Below are 15,071 nucleotides of genomic sequence, written 5' to 3'. Positions count from 1 at the left end.
CTATGGAGAACACAATGACTTACGATTACGCACAGACCGATTGGGATTCGATCGAGCGCCTGTCCAAATGGTACTCGGGCGATATCCATGACGTCATGGACCGCTTCGGGGCCTATGGCCACCTCAAGGGCATTTCGCTCTTTGGCGTGCTTACGCCCGGCCAGGTCATCTGCGGCCCGGCCGTCACCGTGCGCTATGAGCCCAGCGAGCGTGTCGGTCAGCCCCAGGACGTCTATCACGGTGCCATCGACAGCGTGGTGAAGGGCGGGGTCCTGATGGTGGATTCGTCCTGCGCCGAAGGCTCGGGCACCGGCGAATTGATGTCGACCGGCGCGAAAGTGGCCGGCGCGGCAGCCACCGTGGTGCATGGCACCGTGCGCGATCTCGCCGAAGTGCGGCACCTCGGCTATCCGCTGTTTGCCCGCGGTGCCAGCCCGGTGGGCGTGTCGGGTCGCATGGAAGCCACCTATACGCAGGTTGATCTCGATATCGATGGCGTCAAGGTCCGCCCCGGCGATGTGATCTTTGGCGACATCAACGGCGTCGTCGTCATCCCGCGCGAGCTGGTCCGGCAGGTCGCCGATGCCGCCGATGAGAACGGCAAGGCAGAGGCTGAGTGCCGCGAGCGCCTGCTGGCGGGCGAAAAGCTGCAAAGCGTCTGGCCACTGGGCAGCACCGGCCCGCTCTGACCGGCGGCGTCAGGCCAATCATAAGAACCATGTCGGGGGGCAAGCTCGTTGAGCGGTCCCCCCGACTGATTTGGTGCCCTACGCCGGACGCAAGGCCAGCGCAAAGGCTTCGGCCCGGCTAATGTCGATTTCCATCCCCCCGGCATTACGCATGCGGTCGAGCGCCAGCGCGGCGTGTTTGGCAGCTGCCTCCCGATAATGCGGCGCATCCAGCCGCGCCAATGCCGAAAGTGCTTTTTGCAGGCGCACCTGCACTTCCACCAGTCCCGCACCATCCCGCGCCACCGGCAGAAAGAAGTCATCGAACAGCTCTTCTGCCACGATCGGCGACACGTGAATGTTGGGAAACAGCACGTCCTCAGCGTCAACACGCTCGCCCCAGATCGAGAGCACGCGGACCACCCGCCCGATGACGTCGATGGCGGTTCCGGGATCGTTGACCGCTGGCGACAGCGCCCTTTGGGCAATTTCCGCCAGAACGATCAGGCCAAAGCGCGGGTCCTGATCGAAACTGCGTTCGGCATCGATGGAAAAGGCTTTGGCGATCTTGTCATGCAGGTTCTGGTCACCGCCCGATGTGGCCGCCACGGCGCGTTTGGTATCGATGAAGGTCCCCGGCAGCGCCAGGACATAGATGTCGGTTCCATGCTGTTCAGCCAGTTTTTGCAGCGCCGCCGTGTCGATGTGGTCCACATAGCCGATCTCGGGCGCACAGATTTCGATGCAGTCTGTCGCAACGGACTTGCGATCATACAGGGGCCGTCCGCCAAGATATGGTTGTTTGTGGCGTTGGGTCATGGCACGGACAGCGGCCTGTTCGACGCGCTTGGTGGTTTCTCCCACCCGGCCCAGCCGCATCAGATAGTCGATCCAGCGCAACAGCGTGACGACAATCAGAACCACCACCAGAATCGTAACGAAAAACAGAACGATCCGCCCCCGGTTGCCATAAGCCCCCATGGCCAGCGTGATGATGGCGACGAGGCTGTACAGGAACGAACCCACAAACGCTGCCAGAACGTTCTGGGTGGTGGAATCCTCCATGATCAGCCTTGTGGCGCGCGGGGTCACATTGCTGGTCGCTGCGCCATAGGCCGTAACCATTGTCGAGAGGGAAAACGTGGTCACCGCCAGCATCGATGAGGCAATGATCGAGAGGATGTTATCGACCGAATCCGCACCGATCTCGGCCGACAGGTCCTCGGGAAGATACGGTGAAATGACAAAAGCCACTAAAGCGGCGGCGGCCGCCAGAAGTGAAATCAACGTGGCGCGTACCCAAAGCTTGCGGGACAGAAGCCGGAGGTGCCAGAAAAATTTGGAGGTCATGAGGTCTCGCAACACGAGGGAGCCGGAAACAGGATTTGATTTTGAAAATCAAACCCCTGCTGCCCACTAAAGGAGGAGGCGGCCACGGAAGTTCCCGCGTGGCGGTCCAGAAACCGTCAAACGGCCTTTTCGCCCGATTGGAACGATAGTGATGTGCACCCGTTCTTGCGGCATCATCTTACGGAGAGCCCCCATGAAGGAACGTCAGGACGACAATCCCGCCACCCCCGAAGAGGTCACCGACCGCGTTTGGGAATTGGCCGACAAGATCGATATCTGCATGCTCACCACCTGGAACGGCGAGCAGCAGCGCAGTCGGCCGATGTCGGCGCGCCCGAAGCGGGCCGAAAATGCGTTCTACTTTCTCACCGATGTCAGCGGCGACAAGAACGCCGAACTGGAAAAGTTTCCAACCGTGTCGCTGGCGTGGGCCGACAAGGGCAGCTACCGGTTTGCCGTGGTGTCCGGGCAGGGCACCATCAGCAATGACCGCGCCAAGATCGCCGAGCTATGGTCGGACATGGACAAGGTGTGGTGGGAGGACAAGGACGATCCGAGCATCCGCCTTCTGACCGTCACCCCCGAACGCGGCGAAATCTGGGATACGCCCGGCGCATTGGTCTCGGGCGCCAAAATGCTCATGGCTGCCGTCACCGGAGGCGCGCCCGAGCTTGGCGACAACGCCGCCGTCAAGATGTAGGTCTGCTTGCCATCAAGATGCCCCGGCCTCACCCGTCTTTTCGGGTGGGGCTTTTTTGTGCGGTGTCATTCCAAGTCAAAGCCGGGCGAGGATGTGGTCCGGGCGCACCGGGCTGGTGGTGTCCAGCGGCACGCCGGTTTCCATGAACACCGAGACCACCCCGGCCCGTTGGGCGGCCACAATATCGGTGTCGAGCTTGTCGCCCAGCATGATGGTGGTCTGGGGGCTTGCCCCCAGCCGCGTCATGGCGGTGTTGAGGATGGCGGGATCGGGCTTGCCCAGAAAAATCGGTGTTGCCCCCGAGGCTGCCGCGATCGATTGGGTGATGGCACCGGCGCCCGGCTCGAACCCATCGGCAAGCGGGCGGATGAGATCGGGATTGGTGCCGATCAGTTCGGCCCCGCCCAGAATATTGCCCAGCGCCACCGTCATCATCGCATAGTCGAACTGGCGATCGAGCGCCACAAGCACCGCTGCCGCCTCGGTCTCGGCAAGGCGATAGCCAAGTTCGCGCACCCGGTCCTTGAGCGAGGACGACCCGATGACATAGACGCGCTCGCCCGGCGCGAACCGGGTTTGCAGATAGTCCAGCGCCACGTCGCCAGAGGTGACCACCTGCTGCGGGCGGCACGCGATGCCCAGTCCGCGGATTTTTTCAGCAAAGGCGTCGGCCGATTTTTCGGCGTTGTTGGTCACAAAGCAATAGGGCGTGCCCTGTGCTTGCCAGGCCCGGAACCGCGCGACGGCGCCCGGCACCGCCTCCTCGCCCCGATAGACGACACCATCGAGGTCCGAGAGCACGGCGGAAAAATTGAGGTCCTCGATGCTTTCGAGTCGGCGCGAGAGGGTGGTTGTCATGCGGTTTTGGATCCCAGATTGGGGTCGAGCATATCGCGCAGCCAGTCGCCGACAAGGCTTATGGCGAGCGTTGTGAGAAAGATGACCATACCGGCGGGGATGCCCATCCACCAGGCCGTGGTCAGATAGTTGCGGCCTTCGCCCAGCATCAGCCCCAGGCTGGTGCCCGGCGGCTGCACCCCGAGACCGAGAAACGACAGCGAGGTTTCAAGCAGGATGATCTCGGGAAAGTTCAGCGTGATCTGCACCATGATCACGCCCAGCATATTGGGCAACACGTGGCGGATATAGACCTTGGCCGGATGCACCCCCAGCGTGCGGATGGCAAAGGCATAGCCCTGCCCGTTGGTCGAAAGCACCAGCCCCCGGGCGATACGGGCATAACCGTCCCAGCCGAACAGGCCGATAAGCATGACCAGCAGCACCAGATTGTTGCCGAAAAAAGCCAGCACGGCCAGGGCGACGATCAGGAACGGCACCGAGGCCTGGAAATCCACCAGCACCATGATCAAATCATCGACCCAGCCGCGAAAATGCGCGGCGACGATCCCCAGGGCCGTGCCCACCGTCGCGCCGATCACCGTGGCCATGATGGCAATCAGGATGCTGGTGCGCATGGCGTAGATGACGCGGCTGAACACGTCGCGGCCCAGATCGTCGGTGCCGAAAAAATACCCCTCGGGTCCGCCCAGCGCAGCCGGGGGCCTGAGGCGCATCAGCAGGCTCTGTTGCGCATAGCCGAACGGTGCCAGCACCTCGGCACAAAGCGCGAGGACGACCACCAGCGCCAGCCAGAACAGGCAAAGCCCGATCACCAGCGGCGGCCGCGCCTTCCAGATGCGGGTCAGCCAGCTGTGGCGGCGCAACTGGACAGGAGAGGGAGACAGATCAACGCTGCTCATGCTGTGGCCTTCTTGTCATGCAGGTCGATGCGCGGATCGAGCCAGCCATAGGTGAGGTCGACGATGAGATTGACCACCACCATGGTCAGGGCAATCAGCAGCACCACGGCCTGCACCACGGCGACGTCGCGCTGGTTGACTGAATTGACCAGCAACATGCCGATACCGGGCCAGGCAAACACCGTCTCGATGGTTACCGCCCCGCCGATCAGCCCGCCGATGCGCATGCCAACCACGGTCACCACCGGAATGGCGGCATTGGGCAGCGCGTGGCGCAACACCCGCTGTTCATGGGCAATGCCCTTGGCCCTGGCGGTGCGCATGAAGGGCTGGTGCAGAACGTCGAGCATGGAGGAGCGGGTGAACCGCGCCACCGTCGCCGCTGTTGCCGTGGCAAGGGTCACGGCGGGCATCAGCAGGTGCCAGAAGCTGCCGGTGCCGGAACTGGGCAGCCAGCGCAGCGTCATCGAAAAGACCAGAATCAGGATGATGCCCAGAAAGAAATTGGGCACGCTCTGGCCGAAAATCGTGAACGACATCGCCGCGTGGTCGGCCCATTTGCCGCGATGCAGCGCCGCCATGATCCCGGCGGGGATGCCGACCAGCAGCGTGATCAGCAGCGCGGTGACCCCCAGTTGCAGCGTCACCGGCACCCGCTCCATCACCACCTGCAAGGCGGGCCGCCCATCGCGGAAGCTGTCGCCGAAATCGCCCTGGAGCACCGCTTTTAGATAGGTCACATATTGTTCGAGATACGAGCCATCGAGCCCCCAGCGTTTGCGGAAGGCTTCGATGGCCTGCGGCGAGGCTTCATCCGAGAGCATCATCTGCGCCGGATCGCCCGAGGCGCGCAGGACGATAAACACAAACGTCACCGCCAGCAGCAGCGTGATCGCGCCGCGCAGCAGCTTGGTCATGAGAAAATGCAGGCTCATTGCGTCCAGCCTCCCGTCCCTTCGGTCCACCCGCAATCGACGATGGTCTGCCCCTCGATCACCCATTGACGCAGATGCTGGATATGCCCGTGGCGGGTTGCCATCAGCGTGCGCCGGGCCACATCGGGCGCGATGCCGAAGCGCGGATCGTCCCCCTCCAGCGCCTCGACCAGCGGACGGCCTTCGCAGCCCGTGGTCGGCAATCCCATCGTGGTCAAGACGGTGGGGATGATGTCGGGCAGCCAGCACGGCACATCGGAGCGGAACCCCTTGCGATAGGCCGGGCCCTGCGCTGCCAGCACCGTCGATAATTCGCCGCGATTGAGCCCGCCATGCATCCCGCCGCCCGGCTTGATCCAGGCCGCGAACAGGCAGCGGTCGATCTCCGGCCCCCAGCCCTTGTCGCAATTGGTGGCGCGCAGGGTGAAGCCGATATCGGCGCCGCGGGGATGGTCATTGCGCACCGCCGACCAGGGCAGGGCGCCATCGATCGCCTCGCCCTTTGAGTCGGAGGCAAACACCAGCCCGCAGAACGCCTGCTGCACCAGCCAGTCCACCACTTCGGCCTTGCGGGCGTCCGAGGCATCATTGAGATAGATGCCGCTGAACGCTCCGATCGAGGCGCGCCCGAACTCGGCGGGAAGGATGTCGAGCGTTTCGAGCTGCGCGTCGCCGGTGATCTGCCCATGGTCGGACATGACGATGATGTTGTCCGGGCCATTGCCCGCCTGCCACCAATCCAGGATTTCCCCGAAATTGGCATCGGCCATGCGCTGGGCGGCTTCGGTCTCGGCGCTGGTGACGCCGAACACGTGCGAACTTGTATCGGGCTCGTTCATCCACAACACGCAGAAATCGGGGTTGTGGCGCGGATAGACCACCTCGATCAGCGCGCGTGTCGCATAGGTGACGCGGGCACTGTTGGGCGCATCGGCAGGCGGGATGGCCCCAAGCCTGTCGATCACCGCCTGATGCAGGTCCGGGGTCGAAACCGGCGCGCCATGCACCGAAAACACCGGCTGGCCCAGCGCGTGGGCGCTCGAATTCATCATGCGCGATGCACCCATGGTGGCGGTGCTGACCACCGCCATCGTCCGCCCGGCTGCGGCCATGCGCTCACCCATGGTCTGGCAATCGAGCAACTGCCCCGCCGCTGCGGCCAGTTCCAGGTCCTCCCACTCGGCGGTGCGGAACAAGCCATCGGGCCGCACCGGGTGAATGAACTGGTTGGCCACGACCCCATGGGCCCCCGGCGGGCAACCGGTCATGGTCGAGGTGACCGCAACGCGGGTTTCGCTCGGAAACACCGAACGTGAATTGAGGAAATCGCTGCCCTCTTCCATGAACCGGAAAAGGTTGGGCATGAGTGCGGCGGTCACCCGATCACGCCGCAAGCCGTCAAAGGTGACGAGAAGGGTCGAACCGGTGCTCATGATAGCGCCTCCAGTATGGTTTGGGCTGCCGCAACGTCATTGACCAGAACGCCGCTGACGCCGACCTTGGCCAGGGCGGCGAGGGTGTCGGGCGTGGTATCGCCGGTCCGATGGGGCGTGCCGGCCCCGCCGGTCGTCACCCAAATTTCCGCTCCCCTTGCCTGCAAGTGCGCCACGCGGGCGCCGGTGACGTCCCGTTCCCACAGCCGGATCACCGGCGCGCCCGCCTCGAAAAAGGCCTCGCCAGCGTCGGGGTCCGGGATGAACCCCAAAATCTGGGTCTGCCCCAACCCGGCAAAGAACTTCACGGCCTCCAGCGTGTGGCATCCGGCGATCACCTGCCGCCGCTGATCCACCGCCACCGCGTCTTCGATTGTCGTGTGGATGGCGGCGAGCGCCGCGGGGGTTTCGTCCTTGAGATCGAGCAGCACCACGCGGTTGTCACGGGCATGCACCAGCACGTCGGCAAGGCCGACAATACGGCCCCCATCGGCGCTCCTGAGGGCAATCAATGCGTCGAAGGGCAGGTCCTCGGGCCGTTCGGGCCGGTCAAACAGCCGCCGCAGATCGGGATCGTGGGCACACACGCACACCCCGTCTTGCGACAGGCGGATGTCGGCTTCGATGGCGTAAGCGCCATTGGCATAGGCGGCGGACCAGCTTTCGGGCGTATTTTCCGGAAAGCTGGCGCTGTCGCCGCGATGGGCAATGATTTTCATGCGAGAACCAGAATAAAGTGGAAGAACAAGGACTTAGAGTGCCCGATCGAAGTCGGTCAGATCGGGAATCACCCTAAGCGACGGATATGCGGTGGCCTGCCGGTTGGCGGTGATCTTGAGATTGCGCTGGCGGCGCTGCCGCGGGGTATCGGCGGGAATGGCCGCCAGAAGGCGGCGCGTATAGGGATGCTGGGGGGCATCAAACAGCGCCTGCGACTCCCCGATTTCGAGCAATTGGCCCGCATGCATGACGCCGACCCGATCGCTGATATGGCGCACCACCGACAAATCGTGGGAAATGAACATCAGCGAGAGGTTCAGGGTCTCGCGCAGGTCCAAAATCAAATTGATGATCTGCGCCTGTACCGAAACGTCGAGCGCGCTGACCGCCTCGTCGCAGATGACGAGGCGCGGCTTGAGCACCAGCGCCCGCGCGATCACCGCGCGCTGCAACTGCCCGCCCGACAATTGGTGTGGCAGTCGCTGGCTCATCGGCCCCAGCCCGACCATGTCGAGCATCGCCTGCACCCTGTCATCGGCCTCCGATGCGCCAAGCGCTTCATGGGTGGTCAGAGCTTCGCGCACCTGAGCGTGGATGGTCCAGCGAGGATCGACAACCGCCGCCGGGTTCTGGAACACCACCTGCACGTCCCGGCGCTGCCGCCGCCAATCGGGCGAACCCACTTTGGCGTAGCGCTGGCCCCAGAAGGTCACAGTCCCGCTGGCCGGCGCTTCGATCCCGGCAATCATCCGGCCCAGCGTCGATTTCCCGCTGCCGCTTTCGCCGACGATCCCGAGCGTTTCCCCTTCGGCGATGGTCAGGCTGACCTGGTCGACCGCCCGGAACGTGTCGGGCTTGCCCCACAGCTTCCGCCCGCTCGCATAGGTCTGCACCAGAGCGTCGGCGACAACGCCGCTGTCGCTTCCGCTCATGCGCTCAGATCCTCCTGCACCCCGAACGAGGGGCAGGCGACGGAGCGGTTGCCATAGCGTGCGAGAACGGGCCGGGTCCGGCACACATCGCTGGCCAACGCGCAGCGGGGGGCGAAACTACAGCCCGCGGGCCGTGCCGATGGCGCGGGCACCGTGCCGGGGATGGCCTGGAGCTTTGTGCCCGGACGACGGCGAAACCCGATCCGGCTCGCCATCAGCGCGCGCGTATAGGGGTGGAGCGGATCGTCAAACAGCGCGTCCACGGGGGCTGCCTCCACCACCCGGCCCGCATACATCACGGCAACATGGTCGGCGATTTCCGCCACCACGCCCAGGTCATGGGTCACCAGCACGATGGCCAGATCGAGTTCGGCCTGCAATTGGCGCATCAGGTCCAGGATCTGCGCCTGGATGGTCACGTCAAGCGCGGTGGTCGGCTCGTCGGCAATCAGCAGTTTGGGCTTGCAGGCCAAGGCCATGGCGATCATGACCCGCTGGCACATGCCGCCCGACAATTGATGCGGGTAGTAGCGCTTGTGGCGCTCCACATGGGGAATGCCGACCTGATCGAGCAATTCGGCCACCCGCCGGTCCACCGCCGCGCCGCGCAGCGCTGTGTGGGCCACGATGGCTTCGGCGATCTGCACGCCCACCCGCTTGACCGGGTTCAGCGCTGCCATGGGGTTCTGGAAGATCATGGTCACCGCGCTGCCGCGCAGATCGTTGAGCACGTGTTCGGGCGCACCGACGGTTTCGGTCCCGAACAGCTTGATCGAGCCCCCCACGGCGAGATTCTCGTCGAGAAGTCCCAGCATGGACATGCAGGTCAGACTCTTGCCGCACCCGCTTTCGCCGACGAGACACAGGGTTTCACCGGACCGGACCGAGAGGCTGACGTCTTCCACGAGCGCGTTGGGACCGGCATGTACGCTCAAGCGCGACATGTCGAGCACCGGGGTGGTGGACATGGCGGATTGGGGAGCGGCAAACATGCCGCTCCCGTGCTGTGGGGACATCGAGAACATCAGTCTTCGAAGCCCAGGTTATAGGGCCGCAGGTCCATGTAATAGAAAGTATAGGGCTGCCACTTGATGTTTTTGGACACGCCATAGGTTTCGAGCGGCTGGTACAGGATGGTGCCCGGCGCGTCGGTTTCCCAGATGTCGAGCATCTCGAAGGCGGCGTCCTGACGGGTTTCGAGGTCGACGGTGCTCTCGATGATGCGGCCCAGTTCGTTGAAGCGATCGAGATTTTCCGTGCCCGCCCAGTTGCCGGCGCCCCGCTGCGGGCCGCTGAACGGACCCCACAGGTTCCACAACCCGCCGACCGGATCGGGATAGCGGGTGGAATTGGACCAAGAGCGGACCTGTAGCGCTGCCATGTCGAGGCCGGTGAGGCTTTCAACGACGTTGAGTTCGACATTGAGGCCCACTTCCTTCCACATCTCGATGATGGCCTGCGCGGCGGGCAGGGCATTGAGATAGTAGTTCGCCTGAGTGGTGTAGCGGATCAGGCCACCATCATATCCGGCCTCGGCCAGAAGCTCCCTGGCGCGTTCGGGATCATAGACCAGCCCGTCGTGGTTGGGATTATACATCTCGCCATATTCGGGATACTGGTGGCCGTTGGGCACCACGGCCTGACCGCCCCACAGCGCTGCATTGAGCAGCTCGCGGTCGATGGCAAGGTTCATCGCCTGCCGGATGCGGGCGTCGCCGATCACCGGGTCCTGGGTTCCATAGGCAAGGACGTGGGAGTTTGCCAGCACCACCGAACGGGTCTCGATATCGTCATAGCCGTCGATCTGCGCGATCTGGTCGGGGGCGACGTTGGTGATGATGTCGAATTCGCCCGAGACCAGTCCGGCCACGCGGGTCGAAGGTTCGGGGATTTCGCGGAAGGTGACGGTCTCTGCCGTCGGGGTGCCGTCGAAATAGTCGTCAAAGGCGACAAGGCGGATATATTCGTCGGCCCGGTATTCATCGAGCTTAAACGGGCCGGTGCCCACCGGGAACATCGGGATGCCGCCATCGGCCTCGGCCTTGGCTTCCCAGTCCTCTTTATTGACGATCCACGACGCCCAGGACGAGAGACGGTGCTCCAGCAGCGGGTCCGGCGATTTGGTGATGAAGTGCACCGTGTGCTCGTCGATTGCCTTCACTTCGGCAAGGACCGAGAAATACGCCGGCCCTTCAGCCAGGATCGCGTTCTCGCCACTCAGCCGTTCGGGCGAGAACGTAAAGACCACGTCTTCTGCCGTGAGCGGCGCGCCATTGTGGAAGGTCACGTCGTCGCGCAGCTTGACTTCGAGGGTGAGGTCGTCGAGGCGCGTCCATTCCGTGGCAAGGCCGGGGACCAGCTCCGAGCCGCCGCCGCCTTCCGCCGAGAGGAAGTCGCGGCGGATCAGGGTGTCGAACAGGCTGTAGTTGACCCGCGTGCCGACATTGGACAATTCCTTGCCCGGCTCAAGGGTGGGCGGGAGATCGGCAACGCCGACAACGAGGTCGGGACGGTCCTGCGCCATGGCCAGCGAGGAGGTGGCGGCCAGCAGCACTGTTGCGGCGATAAGAAGGACAGGCTTGGGAAGGGTGGGGGAATAGGTCACTTGACGGCCCTTTAATGGTTGGATTGGCCGGGTAGATAGGGCAGCTCTCTGACAGTGGGGCGACACTGATATGTCAGTTTTGCAAAATCCCACCCGGCAGGCCGGGCGCAGGTGCGCTCGATCCGCGTGCCCTCCAGCCCGCCCTGTCCGACAGGCTGTGACCGGTTAGTTCGCCATCGGCTGGGGGCCCCGTCGCAAGGTCCGCAGATGGGCGTCAATTTCGTCCCAACCGGCGCAAAGCTTGCGCTAACTACCAGCATTTTATTGCCAATGTTTCCCAAGGTTCGGTGCGGTTTTCGGTTCCTCAGGATGTTTGACATTCGTTCCCGTTCTAGAATACTAGAGTCCGAATGAAGCGGGAGGTGGAGATGACTGGCCGGAGCGCCGTTTCCGAACCAACAGAACGGCAGCAAGGTTCTGCCGGCGGAGACGGTACGGCGCGCGCCGATATATGCGAGCGCTGCATCGTGATCGGCGCATTTCTAGCCGCCCTTTCCGCCTCGGCCCTCGCCCTTGTTCTCCACCTGTCCGGGGTGGCCGACACTGGGCACATCGGCCTGGCGCTGTCGTGCTCGGTCACGGCAACTATCGGAATTTTCACGCTTTTTTACCTTCATGCCACACGTCAGGCGCGCTCTATCGCAGCCCCCGTCAGCGGCATGGGCGGTTTGCAAGACTGACAGGACCAGCACATGGCAATGATTGAACCTCTCGCCGCCCCCACGCGATCGTCCGATGCCCACAACGGCCATGCCGTGACCGTACGGCAGCAGAATTTCTCTGTGGACTACACCTTCCCGGTAGTATTCTGCACCGGGATTTTCGACCCCGAAAACACCGCCCTTGTCGATACCCTCCGGCGCCTTGAGCCCGATCGCCGCCACAAGGTCCTGATCTTCGCCGACGCCGGAATCCTGGCCGCGCGCCCCTCTCTCGCCGACGAAATCGCCCGCTATGCGGCCCGCCACGCGGCCCATATCGAGCTCGTTACAGCGCCGGTTCCGGTGACCGGCGGCGAGGGCATCAAAGCAGGCCTCGAAAAAATCGTTGAGATGCAACAGTTTATGGTCGAGCATCATATCGACCGCCATTCCTATGTCATCGCCATCGGCGGTGGCGCGGTGCTCGATGCTGTGGGCCTGGCAGCCGCCACAGCCCATCGCGGCATCCGCCACATCCGCATCCCCACCACCGTCCTGTCGCAAAACGACTCCGGCGTGGGCGTGAAAAACGGCGTCAACCTCTTCGACTCCAAGAACTTTTTCGGCACCTTCGTCCCGCCCTTCGCGGTGTTCAACGACTATGACTTCATCGAAAGCCTGCCCGACCGCGAAAAGCGCTCGGGCATTGCCGAAGCGGTCAAGGTGGCCCTGATCCGCGATGGTGAGTTCTTCAATTGGCTCGAAACCGCCCTCGATGACCTCGCCAGGTTCGAGCCCAAGGCCATGGCCTATATGATCCGGCGCTGTGCCGAACTGCATATGCGTCAGATCGGCCAGGGCGGCGATCCGTTTGAATTCGGCACCGCCCGTCCGCTCGATTTCGGCCACTGGGCGGCCCATCGCCTTGAAATGCTGACCGAATTTTCGGTGCGTCACGGCGAGGCCGTTGCCATCGGCATCGCGCTCGATACCGAATATGCGGTGCTGGCCGGCCTGCTTCCCGCCGAGGACAATGAGCGGGTACGCGCCGTGCTGTTGGGACTGGGCTTTTCGCTCTGGCATCCGATGCTCGAACAGGAGCGGGACGGCCAGAATGTCCTGCTCGACGGCCTGCGCGAATTCAGGGAGCATCTGGGGGGCGAATTGACCATCACCCTCATCGAAGCGCTGGGCGTGGGTCTCGAAGTCCATGAAATTAATGCGGAAAAGATGATCCAGGCCGTGGCCAACCTCAAGTCGCGGGCAGGTGCATAATGCGGCTTTCAGATGATCTGGGTCAGCTGACCTATTGCACCAATATTCATAAGGGCGAAAGCTGGGCGCAGACCCTTGCGGCGCTGCGCGAGAACGTCCCGGCCATCCGCAGGGACGTTGCAGGCGATGCCCCGTTCGGCATCGGGCTGCGGCTGTCGGCACAGGCGGCCCATGATCTCGCCGATCCTGTTTCGCTCAATGAACTCAAGGCGTTCCTTGCCGAACACAACGCCTATGTGTTCACGATCAACGGCTTTCCCTATGGCGATTTCCACGGTGTGCGGGTGAAGGAAAATGTCTATAGCCCCGATTGGGCGGACCCTGCTCGTCTCGATTACACCAATCAACTGGCCGACCTGCTCGCCGATCTGCTGCCAGAGGGCATGACCGGCAGCATCAGCACGGTGCCGGGTACATTCGCGCCCTGGGCCGAGGGTGGGCGCGACGAGATAGCCGCCAATCTTGTGCGTAACGCTGCACATCTTATTGAGTTGCGTCAGCGCACGGGCAAGCACATTACCCTGGCGCTCGAACCCGAACCCTGCTGCATGCTCGAAACCATCGCCGAGGCGATCGCGTTTTTCACCGGCGATCTGTATGCCGACGCGGCGGTCGGGCAGTTGGCGGACCTGACCGGCCTATCCCGCGACGATGCTTCCGCAGCCCTGCGGGCCCATCTGGGCCTGTGCTATGACGTCTGCCACGCGGCCATAGAGTTCGAAGATCCGCGCGGATCGATCGCCGATCTGCGTGCCGCAGGGATCCCGATTTTCAAGCTACAGCTGAGCTCAGCCCTGCGTTTTGCCTCAGTCGATGAAAACACAGCCGCCTTGCTCGCTCCCTTTGCCGAACCCACCTATCTCCATCAGGTCGTTGGCAAAAAAGGCGAAAATTTTGACAAGTGGCTCGATCTTGGCCCGGCCCTGGCCGATATCGAATCGGCCATGGGTAGCGAGTGGCGGGTGCATTTCCACGTGCCGGTGTTTCTCGAAGATATGGGAGCGTTTGGGACCACGCAGGCTTTCCTGCGCGACATCCTGGCGCTGCATAAGGAAGCGCCGATTTCCGAGCACCTTGAGGTGGAAACCTACACCTGGGACGTGCTGCCCGATCAGTACCGAGGCCAGTCGATGAGCACGGCGATTGCGCGCGAACTCAACTGGGTGCGGCAAGAGCTGCAATCATGAGGCTTGAAACGGCCCTCAAGCTGGGGCGGGTGTCCAACCTGCCCACCGTGTTGACCAATGCCATGGCCGGAATGGCGCTGGCTGGAGCCGGTATCGTCCCCGCCTCGCTGGCGCTGGTCACCCTTGGTGCCGGGCTGGCCTATGTCGCGGGCATGTTCCTCAATGACGCGTTCGACGCGCCGTATGATGCGGTCAACCAGCCGTATCGTCCGATCCCGGCGGGCCTTGCCAGCCGGGGCGAGGTGTTCGCCTGGGGCTATGGCCTGCTCGGGGCTGCGGTGGTGCTCATTGTCGTTGCCGGAACTCTGGCCGGAACCGCGCTGGCTGCGGGCCTTGTCGGGCTCGTTTTGGCGGGCGTCATCATTGCCTACAACAGGAATCACAAGGAAAATGCCTTCGGCCCGGTGCTGATGGGGCTGTGCCGGGTGATGGTCTATGTCGCGGCCGCCCTGGCGCTGACCACTGCGCCTGGACAGGCCCTCTGGCTCGGCGCGCTGGTGCTCATGGCCCATGTGATGGGGCTCACCTTCATCGCCAAGCAGGAAGGCGCTGGACTGGTCGGCAGGTTGTGGCCGCTTGTGGCGTTGGCCGTCGCGCCCCTATACGGGCTCTATCTCGCGATGGCGCAGCCGGTTTTGCTGCTGCTGGTTGCGGCTCTTCTCGCCGCTGACATCGTTGCGGTTCGCTACACACGCGCCCGTCCCAAGCCGCAATTTGGCCGCGCCATACCTCTGCTGATCGCGGCGATCCCTCTGCTCGATGCGATGCTGATTGCCAGCCAGGGCCACTTGGCACTCGCGCTGCTGGCCTGTCTTGGTTTCCCCCTGACCCTCATTCTGCAACGCTGGGTGCGTGGCACCTGACA

The 15,071-nt window shown here is 63.5% G+C and carries 15 protein-coding genes; 6 read left to right on the top strand and 9 right to left on the bottom strand.

Going from position 1 to position 15,071, the window contains the following annotated elements; all coding sequences use genetic code 11:
• Positions 1-14 precede the first annotated feature (14 nt).
• Positions 15-689, top strand: coding sequence for an RraA family protein (locus tag VNS12_RS06910; RefSeq protein ID WP_325487111.1), 675 nt, complete (start codon positions 15-17; stop codon positions 687-689).
• 78 nt (positions 690-767) lie between these two features.
• Here the strand turns inward: VNS12_RS06910 and VNS12_RS06905 are convergent, their stop codons facing one another.
• Positions 768-2,018, bottom strand: coding sequence for a DUF2254 domain-containing protein (locus tag VNS12_RS06905; RefSeq protein ID WP_325487110.1), 1,251 nt, complete (start codon positions 2,016-2,018; stop codon positions 768-770).
• Positions 2,019-2,211: 193 nt separating this feature from the next.
• Between VNS12_RS06905 and VNS12_RS06900 the strand changes: the two genes are divergently transcribed.
• Positions 2,212-2,718 (top strand): pyridoxamine 5'-phosphate oxidase family protein, encoded by a 507-nt coding sequence (locus VNS12_RS06900; RefSeq protein ID WP_325487109.1) that lies wholly within the window; start codon positions 2,212-2,214, stop codon positions 2,716-2,718.
• Between the two features lie 75 nt (positions 2,719-2,793).
• Here the strand turns inward: VNS12_RS06900 and VNS12_RS06895 are convergent, their stop codons facing one another.
• Genes VNS12_RS06895 through VNS12_RS06860 form a run of 8 tightly spaced genes read right to left on the bottom strand, consistent with a single transcriptional unit; the run spans position 2,794 to position 11,103 of the window.
• Entirely contained in the window at positions 2,794-3,576 is a 783-nt protein-coding gene (locus VNS12_RS06895; RefSeq protein WP_325487108.1) for an HAD-IIA family hydrolase, read from the bottom strand.
• Positions 3,573-4,478 (bottom strand): ABC transporter permease, encoded by a 906-nt coding sequence (locus VNS12_RS06890; protein WP_325487107.1) that lies wholly within the window; start codon positions 4,476-4,478, stop codon positions 3,573-3,575. The genes VNS12_RS06895 and VNS12_RS06890 overlap by 4 nt, the downstream gene beginning before the upstream one ends.
• The gene (locus tag VNS12_RS06885; RefSeq protein ID WP_325487106.1) at positions 4,475-5,413 is read right to left on the bottom strand and encodes an ABC transporter permease; all 939 of its coding nucleotides are present in this window, start codon (positions 5,411-5,413) and stop codon (positions 4,475-4,477) included. Before VNS12_RS06885 ends, VNS12_RS06890 begins: the two co-directional genes overlap by 4 nt.
• Entirely contained in the window at positions 5,410-6,846 is a 1,437-nt protein-coding gene (locus VNS12_RS06880) for an alkaline phosphatase family protein (RefSeq protein ID WP_325487105.1), read from the bottom strand. Before VNS12_RS06880 ends, VNS12_RS06885 begins: the two co-directional genes overlap by 4 nt.
• Positions 6,843-7,565, bottom strand: a complete 723-nt coding sequence (locus VNS12_RS06875) for a glycerophosphodiester phosphodiesterase (RefSeq protein WP_325487104.1) — start codon at positions 7,563-7,565, stop codon at positions 6,843-6,845. The genes VNS12_RS06880 and VNS12_RS06875 overlap by 4 nt, the downstream gene beginning before the upstream one ends.
• 33 nt (positions 7,566-7,598) lie before the next feature.
• Positions 7,599-8,498: an ABC transporter ATP-binding protein gene (locus VNS12_RS06870; RefSeq protein ID WP_325487103.1), complete on the bottom strand. Its 900-nt coding sequence runs from the start codon at positions 8,496-8,498 to the stop codon at positions 7,599-7,601.
• Complete coding sequence (locus VNS12_RS06865) at positions 8,495-9,514, bottom strand: ABC transporter ATP-binding protein (protein ID WP_325487102.1); 1,020 nt, start codon at positions 9,512-9,514, stop codon at positions 8,495-8,497. The genes VNS12_RS06870 and VNS12_RS06865 overlap by 4 nt, the downstream gene beginning before the upstream one ends.
• Positions 9,515-9,522: 8 nt before the next feature.
• Positions 9,523-11,103 (bottom strand): ABC transporter substrate-binding protein, encoded by a 1,581-nt coding sequence (locus VNS12_RS06860; RefSeq protein ID WP_325487101.1) that lies wholly within the window; start codon positions 11,101-11,103, stop codon positions 9,523-9,525.
• Between the two features lie 368 nt (positions 11,104-11,471).
• Here VNS12_RS06860 and VNS12_RS06855 point away from each other — a divergent pair, with 368 nt between their 5' ends.
• From VNS12_RS06855 to VNS12_RS06840, 4 genes are read left to right on the top strand one after another with little or no spacing between them, the layout of a single operon-like run.
• On the top strand, positions 11,472-11,783 hold the full coding sequence (locus VNS12_RS06855; RefSeq protein ID WP_325487100.1) for a hypothetical protein: 312 nt from the start codon (positions 11,472-11,474) through the stop codon (positions 11,781-11,783).
• Between the two features lie 12 nt (positions 11,784-11,795).
• On the top strand, positions 11,796-13,019 hold the full coding sequence (locus tag VNS12_RS06850; protein ID WP_325487099.1) for a 3-dehydroquinate synthase: 1,224 nt from the start codon (positions 11,796-11,798) through the stop codon (positions 13,017-13,019).
• The gene (gene eboE / locus VNS12_RS06845; protein ID WP_325487098.1) at positions 13,019-14,206 is read left to right on the top strand and encodes a metabolite traffic protein EboE; all 1,188 of its coding nucleotides are present in this window, start codon (positions 13,019-13,021) and stop codon (positions 14,204-14,206) included. Before VNS12_RS06850 ends, eboE begins: the two co-directional genes overlap by 1 nt.
• The gene (locus tag VNS12_RS06840; RefSeq protein ID WP_325487097.1) at positions 14,203-15,069 is read left to right on the top strand and encodes a UbiA family prenyltransferase; all 867 of its coding nucleotides are present in this window, start codon (positions 14,203-14,205) and stop codon (positions 15,067-15,069) included. Before eboE ends, VNS12_RS06840 begins: the two co-directional genes overlap by 4 nt.
• Positions 15,070-15,071 lie beyond the last annotated feature (2 nt).

The sequence above is a fragment of the Pelagibacterium sp. genome (genome assembly GCF_035555455.1).
Taxonomy (GTDB): domain Bacteria; phylum Pseudomonadota; class Alphaproteobacteria; order Rhizobiales; family Devosiaceae; genus Pelagibacterium.
Note: the sequence above shows the minus strand (reverse complement) of the source record. Positions and strands in the feature narration are given on the sequence as shown.

Bases quoted from the DNA above. Each gene is read 5' to 3' on its own strand.
- eboE (WP_325487098.1), top strand. From the start codon at position 13,019: ATGCGGCTTTCAGATGATCTGGGTCAGCTGACCTATTGCACCAATATT.
- VNS12_RS06910 (WP_325487111.1), top strand. From the start codon at position 15: ATGACTTACGATTACGCACAGACCGATTGGGATTCGATCGAGCGCCTG.
- VNS12_RS06905 (WP_325487110.1), bottom strand. From the start codon at position 2,018: ATGACCTCCAAATTTTTCTGGCACCTCCGGCTTCTGTCCCGCAAGCTT.
- VNS12_RS06850 (WP_325487099.1), top strand. From the start codon at position 11,796: ATGGCAATGATTGAACCTCTCGCCGCCCCCACGCGATCGTCCGATGCC.
- VNS12_RS06885 (WP_325487106.1), bottom strand. From the start codon at position 5,413: ATGAGCCTGCATTTTCTCATGACCAAGCTGCTGCGCGGCGCGATCACG.
- VNS12_RS06855 (WP_325487100.1), top strand. From the start codon at position 11,472: ATGACTGGCCGGAGCGCCGTTTCCGAACCAACAGAACGGCAGCAAGGT.
- VNS12_RS06870 (WP_325487103.1), bottom strand. From the start codon at position 8,498: ATGAGCGGAAGCGACAGCGGCGTTGTCGCCGACGCTCTGGTGCAGACC.
- VNS12_RS06895 (WP_325487108.1), bottom strand. From the start codon at position 3,576: ATGACAACCACCCTCTCGCGCCGACTCGAAAGCATCGAGGACCTCAAT.
- VNS12_RS06900 (WP_325487109.1), top strand. From the start codon at position 2,212: ATGAAGGAACGTCAGGACGACAATCCCGCCACCCCCGAAGAGGTCACC.
- VNS12_RS06865 (WP_325487102.1), bottom strand. From the start codon at position 9,514: ATGTCCCCACAGCACGGGAGCGGCATGTTTGCCGCTCCCCAATCCGCC.
- VNS12_RS06880 (WP_325487105.1), bottom strand. From the start codon at position 6,846: ATGAGCACCGGTTCGACCCTTCTCGTCACCTTTGACGGCTTGCGGCGT.
- VNS12_RS06840 (WP_325487097.1), top strand. From the start codon at position 14,203: ATGAGGCTTGAAACGGCCCTCAAGCTGGGGCGGGTGTCCAACCTGCCC.
- VNS12_RS06890 (WP_325487107.1), bottom strand. From the start codon at position 4,478: ATGAGCAGCGTTGATCTGTCTCCCTCTCCTGTCCAGTTGCGCCGCCAC.
- VNS12_RS06875 (WP_325487104.1), bottom strand. From the start codon at position 7,565: ATGAAAATCATTGCCCATCGCGGCGACAGCGCCAGCTTTCCGGAAAAT.